Source organism: Staphylococcus auricularis (assembly GCF_051172115.1).
GTDB lineage: Bacteria > Bacillota > Bacilli > Staphylococcales > Staphylococcaceae > Staphylococcus > Staphylococcus auricularis_A.
In genome coordinates this window covers 350,411-364,772 of sequence record NZ_JBPIZN010000001.1, presented here as the reverse complement: position 1 = coordinate 364,772, position 14,362 = coordinate 350,411, and the positions used below count along the sequence as shown (strand labels likewise).

At 35.8% G+C, this 14,362-nt stretch carries 14 protein-coding genes; all 14 read right to left on the bottom strand.

Annotation, left to right across the window (positions count from 1 at the left end; genetic code table 11):
* Positions 1-25 precede the first annotated feature (25 nt).
* Complete coding sequence (locus ACSBRB_RS01865; RefSeq protein WP_435031359.1) at positions 26-379, bottom strand: YpoC family protein; 354 nt, start codon at positions 377-379, stop codon at positions 26-28.
* Between the two features lie 4 nt (positions 380-383).
* Positions 384-1,043, bottom strand: coding sequence for an endonuclease III (gene nth / locus ACSBRB_RS01860; RefSeq protein WP_435031358.1), 660 nt, complete (start codon positions 1,041-1,043; stop codon positions 384-386).
* Positions 1,033-1,728, bottom strand: a complete 696-nt coding sequence (locus ACSBRB_RS01855) for a DnaD domain-containing protein (RefSeq protein WP_435031357.1) — start codon at positions 1,726-1,728, stop codon at positions 1,033-1,035. The genes nth and ACSBRB_RS01855 overlap by 11 nt, the downstream gene beginning before the upstream one ends.
* A gap of 202 nt (positions 1,729-1,930) precedes the next feature.
* Positions 1,931-3,223: an asparagine--tRNA ligase gene (gene asnS / locus ACSBRB_RS01850; RefSeq protein ID WP_435031356.1), complete on the bottom strand. Its 1,293-nt coding sequence runs from the start codon at positions 3,221-3,223 to the stop codon at positions 1,931-1,933.
* A gap of 120 nt (positions 3,224-3,343) precedes the next feature.
* Positions 3,344-6,034: a helicase C-terminal domain-containing protein gene (locus ACSBRB_RS01845; RefSeq protein WP_435031355.1), complete on the bottom strand. Its 2,691-nt coding sequence runs from the start codon at positions 6,032-6,034 to the stop codon at positions 3,344-3,346.
* A gap of 19 nt (positions 6,035-6,053) precedes the next feature.
* The gene (locus ACSBRB_RS01840) at positions 6,054-7,028 is read right to left on the bottom strand and encodes a biotin--[acetyl-CoA-carboxylase] ligase (protein WP_435031354.1); all 975 of its coding nucleotides are present in this window, start codon (positions 7,026-7,028) and stop codon (positions 6,054-6,056) included.
* Complete coding sequence (locus ACSBRB_RS01835) at positions 7,012-8,217, bottom strand: CCA tRNA nucleotidyltransferase (RefSeq protein WP_435031353.1); 1,206 nt, start codon at positions 8,215-8,217, stop codon at positions 7,012-7,014. The genes ACSBRB_RS01840 and ACSBRB_RS01835 overlap by 17 nt, the downstream gene beginning before the upstream one ends.
* A complete protein-coding gene (bshA, locus tag ACSBRB_RS01830; protein ID WP_435031352.1) occupies positions 8,198-9,343 on the bottom strand; it encodes an N-acetyl-alpha-D-glucosaminyl L-malate synthase BshA in 1,146 nt (381 codons plus the stop codon). Before bshA ends, ACSBRB_RS01835 begins: the two co-directional genes overlap by 20 nt.
* 34 nt (positions 9,344-9,377) lie before the next feature.
* Positions 9,378-9,710 (bottom strand): nucleotide pyrophosphohydrolase, encoded by a 333-nt coding sequence (locus tag ACSBRB_RS01825; protein ID WP_435031351.1) that lies wholly within the window; start codon positions 9,708-9,710, stop codon positions 9,378-9,380.
* Between the two features lie 166 nt (positions 9,711-9,876).
* Positions 9,877-10,575, bottom strand: a complete 699-nt coding sequence (locus tag ACSBRB_RS01820; protein ID WP_435031350.1) for a zinc metallopeptidase — start codon at positions 10,573-10,575, stop codon at positions 9,877-9,879.
* Positions 10,576-10,612: 37 nt separating this feature from the next.
* Positions 10,613-11,215 (bottom strand): DUF1405 domain-containing protein, encoded by a 603-nt coding sequence (locus tag ACSBRB_RS01815; protein ID WP_435031349.1) that lies wholly within the window; start codon positions 11,213-11,215, stop codon positions 10,613-10,615.
* Positions 11,205-11,780 (bottom strand): YpiB family protein, encoded by a 576-nt coding sequence (locus tag ACSBRB_RS01810; protein ID WP_435031348.1) that lies wholly within the window; start codon positions 11,778-11,780, stop codon positions 11,205-11,207. Before ACSBRB_RS01810 ends, ACSBRB_RS01815 begins: the two co-directional genes overlap by 11 nt.
* Positions 11,781-11,806: 26 nt before the next feature.
* Positions 11,807-13,054 (bottom strand): tetratricopeptide repeat protein, encoded by a 1,248-nt coding sequence (locus tag ACSBRB_RS01805; protein WP_435031347.1) that lies wholly within the window; start codon positions 13,052-13,054, stop codon positions 11,807-11,809.
* A gap of 1 nt (position 13,055) precedes the next feature.
* Entirely contained in the window at positions 13,056-14,357 is a 1,302-nt protein-coding gene (gene aroA / locus ACSBRB_RS01800) for a 3-phosphoshikimate 1-carboxyvinyltransferase (RefSeq protein ID WP_435031346.1), read from the bottom strand.
* Positions 14,358-14,362 lie beyond the last annotated feature (5 nt).

The window sequence follows — 14,362 nt, the reverse complement described above, 5'->3', positions numbered from 1 at the left end:
CGTCACCTTTTCCTAATTATTCATTTTACGAACGCTTTTGTTGATGTTTGGTACGTATTAAATAAGCAGCGTTCATTTTAATCAATTCATTTTTCATCGTTTGCATTTGTTTGAATCCCATAAAATGATATTTTTGCTGCAAGATATAGTCATACCGTTCTTTAAAGTTCATCGGTACAACAGGTAACGTATCTAGTGTTTCATCAGATATGCTACTTAATGTTTCCTCTTCAAGATGATTACATTGTTTAAAAAATTGTTCAATTGCTGACCAATATTGATCGAGCAGCGCTTTTGCTTCTGCTGATTTTAACTTTCGGTCATGAACATATGGCATAATTTGTTGTTCTAATTCGTTGAGTGTGTCTTTTGTAATCATTGTCTCACGCTTCTTTCAATTGAGCACGATATCGTTTTTGCCCTTCTCTACAATCATCAAATAACGGGCACACATCACACTTAGGCGAACGTGCTAAACAGTGATATCGACCAAAGAATATAAGTTGGTGGTGTGTTTTACTCCAACGTTCTTTTGGTACCACTTTTTTTAATTTATCTTCGACTTGTCCCACGTTATCTTTCCAGCGACAAATACCCAAACGTTTGGATACACGTTCTACGTGTGTATCTACAGCGAGTGATGGTTCATTGAAAGCGACACTCATCACGACATTAGCTGTTTTACGCCCTACACCTGCGAGACTTTCTAATTCTTTATGAGTAGAAGGTACTTGTCCGTCAAACTTGTCTAACAGAGAACGACATAATTTCATGATATTTTTCGCTTTATTACGATAGAGACCAATTTGTTTAATATCAGTTTCTAGTTCTTCTTGTGAGACTGCTAAATAATCTTCAGGCGTTTTATATTTAGAAAATAAATGTTTAGTTAATTTATTTACAGAACGGTCAGTGGTTTGCGCTGAGAGTAATACCGCGATTGTCAGTTCAAACGGATTATCATGCGTTAATTCGCAATGCGCATCTGGAAACATATCCGCGATGACGTCAATCATTTCTAGCGCTTTTTTATTACTTACCATCTGTCGTGTCACCTCCATTTAACCAATCGATTTTAGGGACATGCGTCACTTGTTGCGTTTTTTTCGGTTGTTTATGATCAAATTTTTCACGGATAGGTTTTGCTTCTTCGACTGTTTTCACATTGTGTTTTTTCCAGTTGAGCAAAATGCGATCAATATATTTCATGCTGAGTTTATCATTACTTTCAGCTTCATTCAGCGCCGCTTGTATCAGTGAAAAATCAAGTTGATCAACATCTATCCAATGATTTAGTGTTTCAATTTCATATGGAGATAATGTGCGTCCAAATGTCTGTTCAATTTGTTGAAATAACTGTTTAAATTCTAATTGTTGTTGTTCTGTATCGTTTTGCTGATCTAAATGTGTGAGAATGTCATTAAATTGCTCATAAAATGGATCTAAATCCATATATTCCGTAAATTTCCCCTCTTCATCTTTTTTGACTTGAAGATGAAGTAAATCTCGTTGGATTAAATTTTGAATAATGATTGAAATATCGCGTGCATCTAACGTGCTTCCTTGTTGTAATGATTCTATTGAAGGTTGTTTGTCAGATTGTTCAGAGGCATAAATCAGTTTAATTAAGATAACCAGTTCCGTTTCATTGATGCATAAGTCACTATAATGATCTAACAAAGATTTGTGTAGTACGACTGGCCGTTGTTTTAACTGTTCGATATTCATACGTGTTCGCCTCCTACTTTTTTGAATCATGCATTCTCGTTTTCAATATTTTACACTTTCTATCATGCTTAGACCATAATCTTGCATCACTACGTTTCACGGTTTCAATTTTGTGGCCACTCCACCGTATTTCTTTAAAATGAAAGAGAGGCTGAGACATCAAGACGCCTCAGCCTTCGTTTGTGCTTTTTTATTAAAGATATTAAGGATATAAACGATTTAATAAACGTGGGAATGGTGATGTTTCACGTACGTGTTCTACCCCTGAAATCCAAGCCACAGTACGTTCTAATCCAAGACCAAAACCACTATGAGGTACGCTACCATAACGACGAAGATCTAAGTAATAATCGTAACTATCAGCATCTAAACCGTATTCATCGATGCGTTGTTCAAGTAGTGATAAGTCATTGATACGTTCAGAACCACCGATAATTTCACCATAACCTTCAGGCGCAATCAAATCAGCACAAAGTACTGTATCTTCATTGTCTGGGTTAGGTTGCATATAGAATGGTTTAATTTTAGTTGGATAGTTCGTAATAAATACTGGTAAATCAAAGTGATTTGCGATAGCAGTTTCATGTGGTGCACCAAAATCTTCGCCCCATTCAATATCTTCAAATCCTTGTTCTTTTAAGAATTCAACGGCATCATCATATGTGATACGTGGGAATGGTGTCGTAACTTTTTCTAAGTTCGTCGTATCTCTATCTAATGCTTTTAATTCTAACTCACAATTTTTAAGTACAGACTGTACGATGTGAGTTACATATTGCTCTTGTACTTCTAAGCTTTCTTCGTGATTACAGAAAGCCATTTCTGGTTCAATCATCCAGAATTCGATCAAGTGACGACGTGTTTTAGATTTTTCAGCACGGAAAGTAGGTCCGAATGAGAATACTTTATTATATGCCATCGCTGCTGCTTCCATGTATAATTGACCACTTTGAGATAAGTAAGCATCTTGATCAAAATATTTTGTTTGGAAAAGTTCACTTGTACCTTCTGGTGCACTTGCAGTTAAAATAGGTGGATCGATTTTAGTGAAACCATGTTCATTAAAGAATTCATAAGTTGCACGAATGATTTCATTTCTAATGATCATCACGGCATGTTGTTTTCTAGAACGAAGCCATAAGTGACGGTGATCCATTAAAAATTCAGTACCATGATCTTTCGGTGTGATTGGATAATCATGTGATTCACTGATCACTTCTATTGATTTAACTTGCATTTCGTAACCGATATCTGAACGGTCATCTTCAGTAATTGTACCGGTAATATAAAAAGATGTTTCTTGAGTTAGATCTTTCGCAAGTTGGAATGTTTCTTCATCAAGTTCTGATTTGACAGCAACCCCTTGCATAAATCCAGTACCATCTCTAAGTTGTAAGAAAGCAATTTTACCGCTGGAACGTTTATTATGTAACCAAGCGCCAATAGTGACTTCTTGGCCAATATGTTGTTTTGCTTGTTTTATCGTTGTTTTCATAACCATACTCCTATTAATTATTATATAGTAATGTAATCCCTTATTATTTTAACAAACTAGAGACCTAACTTCTAGAGACTAAGAAAGATTCATCACAGTTGTGTTGCCTCTTCAAAAAGATCATTTATCTTTTTTTAATTTCTGTAACGTATGTCGAAATTGCTTGATATTCCCTTTTTGTCGTTTAAATTGTTCTAATGTTTGTGTGAAGAATTGTTTATATTGACTGTGAATGAGTCGATCATCGAACGAAACGATGATACCTTTATCGTTTTCATTTCGAATGAGTCGTCCTAAACCTTGTCTAAAACGTGTCACAGCATCTGGTAATACATACTCTTTAAAAGGATTTTCGAATTCAGACTGCATTAAGCAATATTTCGTATTATTTTGATTCATGAACGGTAGTTTTGCGATCATGACACATTTAATACCATTCGATTGAAAGTCAAAGCCTTCAAAGAATGTACCTGTACCGAGTAAGATGGCTTTATCAAAATGATTAAATTGCTGCACAATTTTATAGTTTTGATTTTGTTGTTGTGTGAGTACAACATAGTCTTCAAATTCAGGTAAATCGTTGATTAATTCCTGTACCATGTACATCATTTTATAACTTGTGAAAAGCATTAAACATTTGGATTCTACTTCGTTAATATATGCAATTAAATAATTAACGATGCTGTTTACATATTCTGTAATGTTTTTATAATTATATGTCTCGATATCATTTGGAGTGAATACCGTCGTTTGATTTGAAGACATCGGCGGACTATCAATTTTCACCGTGTTGAACTCAATATCTTTGTTAAACCAGTTCTTGAAATAATCAAAGGAATGATTAAAGGTCAATGTACCAGAAATAAATGTCAGTGCATTAAATTTATCAAGAACTTGTGTTGTCAATACATCTTTTACATCGTAATCTTTGACGTGTAGTTTAATTGTAGATTGTTGATTTAAATTTTTAATAGATAGATAACATATATGACCGGCTAATAAGCTTTGTTCGATCGCTTTAAAAGAATCATTGATATATAACAATTGTTTCCGAATCGTTTTCACTGTTTTATGACTCATGCCATTAAAATATTCTAATGTGATGTTGAGTTTATGAATAATTGATTTAATGTTTGCGATAATGTCATCGGTCTCAAATTGATATACGAAATGTATTTTCTTCACTTCGTCGTCATGAATCGTTGAATGATGGATGATATTAAACATCGTATTAAACAGTCTTTCAACATCATCATGGATTTCGTTCACACTGATTTTCACACCAAAGACATCTATCGGTGGTATATCTAAACGTTCTAATATCCGTTGTTGTTCAAGATGGTCAATGTCATTCAACAGTTTTTCATTTTCAGTCTTTCCAATAAGGCCTAATTGGTACTTGATATCAGAATAGCTCAATTCGTTTGTCACGCTGTTTAACGCATAATCAGGTAATCGATGTGCTTCATCAATAATACAATCATCGAATAATTGATAAATGGAACTATCGCTAGAAGAATGAATCAAATGTGCATGGTTAGTAATACCAATTTGTATATTTTGCGCATTACGTTTTAAGAAATTGTAATAATGAATGTCATTAGGGTCAGGCACGTACGTTTCACTTTTTTGTTCGAAGTACATTTTTTGCCCGCCTTTTAAGTTAAGCTCTTGGATATCGCCTGTTTCTGTTTCAGTAAGCCAGATGAGTAACTGCATTTTCAAAATATTGACTTCATAATTCGTCGCATCTTCTTTTAGTATTTGACTGACGAGGCCTAATGATATGTAATCTTTCTTACTTTTGATTAATGCTGCATTGATTTTCATATTAAGTGCTGATTTTAAAGCTGGAATATCTTTTTCCAATAATTGATTTTGTAGCAATTTCGTATTGGTAGAAATCATCACGTGTTTGCCAGTTTCAATATTATACATTAATGCTGCGAGTAAATAAGAGATGGATTTCCCACTACCCAATGGAGCTTCAATCATCCCTTTCTCACTGTGCATTAATTGCTCAAGAATGATTTCAGCAAGATATAATTGTTGAGGACGATATGTTAAATCGAGTGCATCAGTTAACGTAGTATATAAATCTTTAAGGTCTCCATCATATGTTAATGTCGGCGCTTTGAAATCTTTTTGTTTTTTATAAATTAACTGTTCAAAGCGACTGAAATTTTTAGGCATAGCCTCTCCATCGAAAAGACGGACCATTTCGAAGAGTACATCTGATAGATCATATTTAAGTGTTTTACTTAAGTAATATAACTGTTTTAATGTATCTAACGGTAGCGCATTAAATTTTTCAAAAGCGAGAATCATGAGTTTCGCTGTCGTCGTCGCATCTTCATCCGCACGATGTGCATTAGTTAAAGGAATTTGATGCGTAGCTGCGAGTTCACTCAGTTGATAACTTTTGTCTGTTGGGAATGCGATTTTAAATAGTTCGAGTGTATCGATAACCTTTCTTGGTTCAAAACGAATGTGACAATTATCGAATGCTTTTTGGATAAAGTTGAGATCAAATGCCACATTATGGGCGACGAAGATACAGTCTTTAAGTAAGTCGTATACTTCGTCTGCAATTTCATGAAAATATGGAGCCTGTGTCAGCATATTTTCTTCGATTGAAGTTAAAGCTTGAATAAATGGAGGTATTTCAACGTCAGTATTAATCATGGAATGGTAAGAATCAATAATTTGGTTATTTTGGACAAACGTGATACCAATTTGAATAATTTCGTCATAATCGATTTGATTACCTGTCGTTTCTAAGTCCACTACTGCATAACAAAGTTTAGACATTTCTTACCCTCCTTTGGTACTATAAATCGATATCCGCACTCATCAATTTCTTCAGTTCACCTGTTTGTTCGTTTTCCACGATAAGATAGCCGGAATCGTCTATGTCTAATGCTTGGCCTACAAATTGTGTACAGTTTTCTGTAAATCTAAGCTTTCTATGCCACATGTTTGTAGCTTTTTTGTATTCTTCTTTAATAGTAGAAAAAGGCTGTGTCATAAATTGTTGGTAACGTTTATCAAACTGTTCTATCAGTGTAGCTAAAAAGGCGTATCGATTGATCTTCTCATCAGCGTGCAAACGTATACTTGTTGCGATAGATTGAAGTGCTTCATCAAAGTCGTCAGCTTGATGATTCATGTTGATACCAATCCCACAGATTACGGCTTCAATACCATCGTTATTTGCGACCATTTCAGATAGAAAGCCACAAACCTTTTGGTCTCCAATGTAGATATCGTTTGGCCATTTTACGCTGACTTCATCATTTGAATATTGCTGGATGGCATCTCTGATACCTAAGGCAATAAACAAGTTGAATTTTGTAATCATTTCAAACGAAACGTGAGGGCGCACAACTAAAGACATCCATAAACCTTTACCTTTTGCCGAATTCCACGGTCGATTAAAGCGACCCTTTCCTTTAGACTGTTCATTACTTAAAATTAAAAAGTGATCTTGGTTACCTAGGAGTCTCTGCTTAGCGACTAACTGTGTCGATTCAATCGTATCAAACACTTCAATATGATTGAAATAGATATCTTCAGGTAACACAGACGTCACGATGCCGTGATACCATTTATCAGGTAGTGATAATAGTCTATGACCTCTTTGGTTGAGCGATTCAATCTCGCAGCCTTCTTCTTTCAGCTTATCGATATTTTTCTTCACGGTTGTACGTGAAATATGTAGTTGATTTGCTATAAATTCTCCAGAAACATAATCTGGCGCATATTGATAGAGCATTTGTATCACATTATTATTGTATTTCGACATGTTTATCCATCCATTCTAACAATAAATCTTTTGAATTGGGCACTTGATTGTTTATGACACCATTTTCTAACTTGTACAATGCCTCGTTGACCCAAGGACCACCTTTTCTATCGGTATGATCGAGTAAATCTTTACCCGTCACTGCTAAATCTTGACGATTTCGTATCGGTAACTGTTGTGCTGTTTCAGCAACCGTTTGCGTATTGATGACGAGAGGATTTGGCGTAGCAATCTCATTACGTTCCATCATGTCATTTAAACTGAGCGCATGGAGAATGAGGTCTGCTCCGTAATCATAAATCAAACGTCTGAACACCGTTTTTTGAGAAATCTCAGGAAGTTGATGCATCACTTCACTTAAACGACTGATATATTGTTTATCTTTATTACTTAATTTCAGCACTGAAGTTGCTGCTAATGGTGATTGTTGTACGATTAAAAGCGCAATAAAATCATTAAACTCGATAGGACGATCTACCGTGAAGGCGTCCATATTGAAGTGTTCGAAAAATGGCATATAGTTAAATGCTTTCAGTTTACGCATGTATTGATAGCTTTCTCCTACATGTTTACCCGCTATGAGCTTTTGTAATTCAACGACGATGCGTTCGACAGATAAATAGGCGAGTTGATTGATAAGCGCCTCCATCGCTTCATATGTATCATGGTCGATTGAAAATCCAAGTTGTGCCTGGAATCTCAAGCCACGTAAGATACGAAGTGCATCTTCATCGAAACGTTCTGTCGCTGGTCCTACCGTTCTAATCACGCCTTGCTCAATGTCTTTTTGTCCGTGAAAATAATCGTGTAATTGGTAGTCACTGTCCATCGCAATCGCATTCATTGTAAAATCCCGTCGTTTTACGTCTTCATATAAATCACGAACAAAATACACTTCATTCGGGCGACGATGATCATCATAATCACCTTCTGCCCGAAAAGTCGTCACCTCATATTGACCGTCTTCCATCACGACATTAATCGTTCCATGTTCTTTACCTATAGGCACCGTTTTCGGGAAAATATGTTCAATTTCATCTGGTGTAGCGCTTGTTGTAATATCTACATCATGTATCTCACGTTGCATGAGATAATCTCGGACGGCCCCACCTACAAAATAAGCATCATGGCCGTGTTGTTTAATTGTCTCTAACACTGGTTTTGCCTGTTCAAATAGAGTATTCATCATGATTACCTTCAATGAGTTTATTATAGTAATATTCATATTGATCAGCGATGAGATCAGAATTAAAACGTTCGGCAATATCTTCTAACATCGCTTCTCGAAAACGTTCGTATAATGCGTCGTCTGTCAGTAAACGAATTGCATATTCACTTGCTTTATCACTATCACCAACATCAACGATATAACCCGTTTTACCGTGTTGTATCACTTCTTTGATACCACCCGCATTGGAACCGATAGGAACAACACCAGATTTCATGGCTTCGATCAATGTTAAGCCGAAACTTTCTTTTTCACTTAACAATAAGACGAGATCTGACATTTGATAGAATTCACTCACCCAATCTTGTTTACCTAAGAATAAGACATGATTCTCAAGATCTAAGTCTCGCACCTTTTGTTTCATGTCCATGAGCTCTGGACCGTCACCAAGCAAAATCAGTTTCGAAGGAATTTGTTGTTGAACTTTTTCAAACGTATCTATGATCGTATCAATACGTTTAACCCCTCGGAAATTAGAAACATGGATTAAGACTTTTTCTTCGGGTTTAATGCCATATGTATCTTTCAGTTTGTCATTTCGTTTTGTCGGAAATTCTTGTTCACGTACAAAATTATAAATTGGGATGATTTCTTTAGATGTTTCTATGATTTCATTTGTTTGTTTTGCTAATGAGTGACTGACACTTGTGACGATATCACTTTGTTCTATCCCAAATTTAATTGCGTTTTTTAGCGTGTGGTCATAGCCGAGTACAGTGATATCTGTACCGTGTAGTGTCGTCATTATTTTAATATCGTCATTACCAGAAATTTGTTTTGCTAAAATACCACAAATCGCATGCGGTACCGCATAATGCATATGTAAGATATCTAATTGATGTTCATTGATGACTTCTGCAATTTTCGTACTTAATGTGATGTCGTACGGCGGATATTGGAAGACAGCGTACTGATTGACTTCAACTTGATGATAAAAGATATTCGGCAACGGTTTACGTATTCTAAAAGGAAGATTTGAGGTGATAAAATGAACTTCATGTCCACGTTCAGCTAACTTAATTCCTAGTTCAGTTGCGATAATACCCGACCCCCCCATTGATGGATAACATGTAATTCCTATTTTCATAAGGTGATCAGACCTTTCTAAAAATTGATGTGAGTTATTTACGTTCAAAACGATGCTTATCTCTCGTGTTAAACTTGTGCATCGTTTCATTAAAACTTTCTGTCATGTCTATATCTAATGAATTTGCAATACACAAAAGTACAAATAAATTATCTCCTAATTCAGCTTTAATCGTGTTATCTGCCTCGGAGTCTTTTTTCTTTTTCTCGCCATGATAGTGGTTAATTTCTCTTGCTAATTCGCCCACTTCTTCAGTTAATCTCGCTAAGTTCGCCAAGGGTGAAAAATAGCCCGCCTTAAACTGACTGATATATTCATCGACTTCTTGTTGCATTTCAAGCATCGATTTATTTGTTTTTTGTTCCATTTCGTGCCAAACTCCTTTAACCGATTTCTCATTTAGTATAGCTTAAATTAATACTGTAACAAACTGGTTTGTTTATGCCCTGTCGTAATCACGTGTCTCATGATGCCATGATTTGCTATAAATAAAAAACCCTACCATAAAAGGTAGGGTTAAACATCGCCTTTGATTAATTATCACTTGATCTAGCGATAAGAATAATACGTGCAAGCTCTGCAAGTGCAACTGCTGTAGAAGCGACATAAGTCATTGCAGCTGCAGATAATACTTTTCTTGCGTGTTTGTGTTCTTTTTCGTTTACAATGTTTAAGCTTTGGATTTGTTTCATCGCTCTACTACTTGCATCAAATTCAACAGGTAGCGTAACGATAGAGAAAAGAACAGCTAATGAAATTAATCCGGCACCAATCCATAATGCTGTTGAACCGATTGCCATTTGCATTGCAGTAGTAATGATACCAATCATAATGACAATGTAACCTAGAGAACTACCTAAGTTAGCTAATGGAACAAGAGCATTTCTAAATCTTAAGAAGAAATAACCTTCAGCATGTTGGATCGCATGTCCGACCTCGTGGGCTGCTACTGCAGTACCAGCGACAGATGGACGGTTAAAGTTTGCCGGTGACAGTACAAGGACTTTTTTACTTGGGTCGTAGTGGTCTGTTAAGAAACCACGTCCTTCTACAACATCTACATCATAAATACCATTCGCATGTAGAATTTCTAGGGCAACTTCTTCACCTGTTTTTCCACTTGTAGATCTAACTTGTGAATATTTTTCGTAGTTAGATCTTACTTTGTGTTGTGCCCACATAGGCAAAATCATCAGGATAACAAAGTATATAATCATAAATATTAAAGACATAAAACACTCTCCTTACTATTACATTTTACTCTGTGCTTCAACGTGGGTCAAATATTTTATTTACATTTAATCGTGCCATTGCATAATAAAGAATTAATGGAATGGCGCTCAACCAAAACGATAAATAAGCGATACTTTCGAGATTTTCTTCAATGATTGGATAATAAGGATATTGAAGGAAAACATAGTCAATGACATCGTTATGGAACACCCATAACATGGCTACGATCAGACCGATGATTGAAAATGTGAATCTCGGATAGAAGAAAAAAGCTTCTACGGCCATGATTCCGTGTGACATAATTAACATTAATCCTGACAATGATACTTGATCCATGTTTATAAACATCAAGATATTTAAAATCACAGCCCATACACCATATTTCACTAAAGTAACGAATGCTAGTGCTTCAATCACAGGCCATTGTTTGTTTAAAATATAACTTAAAATAACGATGGTTAAAAATAATGAAGCCGTTGGACTATCAGGGACGAACAACCAAAATTGCCAGCTCGTTCTTTCTAATTGACCCCCATACCAAATGAAGCCATAAATTGTGCCGATAAGATTACAAATGAATAAAAACCATAAAACCCATTTATGATAAAGTAACATGTGCCATAGGGATTTAATTGTCATAGTTACCCCCAATATCCGATGTATTCATATTTCTCAATTTAAATTGATTCAGGATATGCGTTAGTTGATAAAATACGGCTCTATCATTCAATTGTAAACTGAGATCAATATTGTCTTTGAGATAATTGATAATAAATTTTTCATGTTGTGGAGAGAATGTTAAGTCATTAATATCTTGAATATAAGCATTGTAACTTGGGGAATATAGCAACTGGCTCATGAGCACTTCGTCATAGCGCATTGGCCGTTGTGTTTCTCGTTCAAAGTGTATTTTAATATCGAAATCGACATTGTCATTTGCTATTACTTCAAAAATTTCATTACTATCTATCAAAGTGTTTCCGTTGATTTTAAATACGATTCCAATATGATGTGACCATTGAGTCGCAATTTCTAACGTATTGTGTTCAGGCACAATATGGTCCACAAAATAGAGATGTGCTAATTTGTCTGGAGAAGCTTTTAATAAGTTCAATACCCACACACTGATGCGTGACTTGAATTCGTAATGAAATAATAAGTATTCGATTAAGCTTATTTTTGCGTTAATTAAATGCTTAGACAATGTCGTGTTCCTCCCACAAAACGAGATTAAAACGTTTGAATCCGTTGATATTCCTCATGCCAAGTTTCGTTACTTGGATCGATTTCAAGTAAGTGGTTCAATATTTTGACTGCTTGTTCAACTTGTCCGATCTCAATTAAATAGTAGTAATAATCAGCTAAAAATGCAGATTGCGAACTTAACGTTGGATAAGCGAGTTCGAAGAAATGTTGCGCCTCTTTGTCTCGTTCTTCTTGACCAAATGCATAAGCGAGATGCCAAGCGAACACTGGATCAATCTCTTCTTCATCGACATATTGTAGAAGTGTGATGAGTGATTCATAATCTTCTTGTTCGCGATAAAATTCACTTAATGTAAGCAAAGGTTGTTGGTAAGAATTATCGACTTCTAACGCTTGAATTAAGTGTTTCACACCATCACTCGCATCTCCATGTTCAAGCTCAATGCTTCCTGTATTTGTCATTAATTCTTTATAAAATTGGTCTAAACGTAAGCCTTCATTACCCATTTCAATCGCTTGATCGTATTCTTTTTCATGCACATACAATTGTTGTAAGTAATAATAAGCTTGTATAAAGTCAGGATCTTTAGATAAGAGTGTTCTTAGTAATTTGATTGCTTCTTGTGTTAAATCGTTTTTATCATAAGCGATGGCTTTTTTGAAATAATCTTCGGATGTCATTTCTTCTTCACTGATTTCATCGAAGCATTCAACAGCATCTGTATAATTCCCACTTTGCAAACTACAATCTGCCATGCGTGAGAATAAGTTCACACCATTCACTTCATATTCTCCAGTATCTAACACGATTTCATATTCGTGTGTCGCACGTAAATACTGGCCATCATAATATAATATTTCAGCAAGGGCGAAATGAATAATCGGATCACTAGGATCCATTTGTTTCGCTTCTTCGAGTTTATCAACTGCAACTTCTAACATATTAAGTTGTTGATATAAATCAGCTTCTAACATTAATCGTTCTGGTGAAAGCTCGACTTCAGCTAAATATTCAAGTGCTTCATCCGTTTCATTTTCAGCCACTAAACCTTCAATGAAATAGATGAGCACTTCACTTTCATCAGGGTATTTTTGGTAAAGGGTACGGAACACTTCTAACCCTTGCGGCGTTAAGCCAAAATCATATAGCGTTTCACCAAGTATGAATAAAGCATCGTCATTTGAGGAGTCTAAAACATCATTCACCCTTGTATCTAGATGATGTAGCTTTTGCATTTTTATATCATCTATTAATTTATAGATATCTTGCATACTAATCTCCTTCATTTGTTAAGTGTTTTAATGTGTTTAAGAATCCAGGAAAAGAAACGTCAACTGCGTCAAATCGTTCAATATCAATTGTTTCTGTCGTTAATAGTGAAGCAACCGCCAGCGTCATAGCAATGCGGTGATCTGTACAGCTATCAACGGTCGTCGTTTCAGTCAATGTTGACGGTTGAATGTGTAAACCATCATGGAGTGGTTCTAACTTGAAACCGAGCTTATTCAACATTTGTGCAGTTGTATCAATGCGGTTCGTCTCTTTAATCTTCAATTCTTCTGCGTCATGAATTGCCGTATCAGAGTTGCCTTGGGTACATAATAATGCAATGACAGGTATTTCATCGATCACACGAGGAATCAGTTCCCCTTTTATCGTCATACCGACTAAGTGCGGTGAGTATTGGACTCGAATAGAAGCAGTCGGCTCTTCACCTGTCGATGCGTTAAATAACGTAATCTTCCCATTCATTTGCTTTACGATATCAATGATACCTGAACGAGTTGGATTGATGCCAACATTGTGTATTGTAATGTCGCTATCCGGCGTAATTAAAGCAGCAACGATAAAATAAGCCGCTGAAGAGATATCTCCTGGTACATAAAAATCAGCTGGCTTGATATGTTGAATGGCTTTGGGTGGTAACGTGATTTGATTACCTTCTACTTGAACCGGTACGTGGTAATGCTTCAACATCGTTTCAGTGTGATTACGCGTCGTTTCCTTCTCTCTAATAACCGTATTTTCATCCGCAAAAAGACCCGCAAATAACAACGCACTCTTAACTTGTGCACTCGCTACTTTCATTTCATGATTGATGCCTTTAATTTTTGAAGGGCGTATGATTAATGGCGTATAGTTACCTTCAATACCAGAAATATCGGCATTCATTAAAGTTAACGGTTCAATAACACGATTCATAGGTCTTGTGCCAATAGAGGCATCTCCAGATATTACACTTTCGATACCTAAGCCAGACAAGACACCTGATAGTAAACGTGTTGTCGTTCCTGAGTTACCTGTATAAAGCACTTGATGAGGCGTTTTAAAATGCTGGTATCCTGGTGAACGCACAATGATTTTTTGATTTTCAATCGTTATATCTACACCTAAGGTTCTGAAAATATCTACCGTACGTAAACAATCTTGGCCTAACAAGGGTTCATAAATCGTCGATGTCCCTTTGGCCAATGCACTTAAAATGATCGCACGATGGGTCATCGATTTATCGCCAGGGACAGTTAATTCTCCCTTTAAAGGCCCTTTTAAATCTATCGTTTCAGTTGTGTTCATTTGTA

Excerpts from the sequence above, each read along its gene's own strand:
- ACSBRB_RS01865 (WP_435031359.1), bottom strand. The coding sequence starts at position 379 with ATGATTACAAAAGACACACTCAACGAATTAGAACAACAAATTATGCCA.
- nth (WP_435031358.1), bottom strand. The coding sequence starts at position 1,043 with ATGGTAAGTAATAAAAAAGCGCTAGAAATGATTGACGTCATCGCGGAT.
- ACSBRB_RS01855 (WP_435031357.1), bottom strand. The coding sequence starts at position 1,728 with ATGAATATCGAACAGTTAAAACAACGGCCAGTCGTACTACACAAATCT.
- asnS (WP_435031356.1), bottom strand. The coding sequence starts at position 3,223 with ATGAAAACAACGATAAAACAAGCAAAACAACATATTGGCCAAGAAGTC.
- ACSBRB_RS01845 (WP_435031355.1), bottom strand. The coding sequence starts at position 6,034 with ATGTCTAAACTTTGTTATGCAGTAGTGGACTTAGAAACGACAGGTAAT.
- ACSBRB_RS01840 (WP_435031354.1), bottom strand. The coding sequence starts at position 7,028 with ATGTCGAAATACAATAATAATGTGATACAAATGCTCTATCAATATGCG.
- ACSBRB_RS01835 (WP_435031353.1), bottom strand. The coding sequence starts at position 8,217 with ATGATGAATACTCTATTTGAACAGGCAAAACCAGTGTTAGAGACAATT.
- bshA (WP_435031352.1), bottom strand. The coding sequence starts at position 9,343 with ATGAAAATAGGAATTACATGTTATCCATCAATGGGGGGGTCGGGTATT.
- ACSBRB_RS01825 (WP_435031351.1), bottom strand. The coding sequence starts at position 9,710 with ATGGAACAAAAAACAAATAAATCGATGCTTGAAATGCAACAAGAAGTC.
- ACSBRB_RS01820 (WP_435031350.1), bottom strand. The coding sequence starts at position 10,575 with ATGTCTTTAATATTTATGATTATATACTTTGTTATCCTGATGATTTTG.
- ACSBRB_RS01815 (WP_435031349.1), bottom strand. The coding sequence starts at position 11,215 with ATGACAATTAAATCCCTATGGCACATGTTACTTTATCATAAATGGGTT.
- ACSBRB_RS01805 (WP_435031347.1), bottom strand. The coding sequence starts at position 13,054 with ATGCAAGATATCTATAAATTAATAGATGATATAAAAATGCAAAAGCTA.
- aroA (WP_435031346.1), bottom strand. The coding sequence starts at position 14,357 with ATGAACACAACTGAAACGATAGATTTAAAAGGGCCTTTAAAGGGAGAA.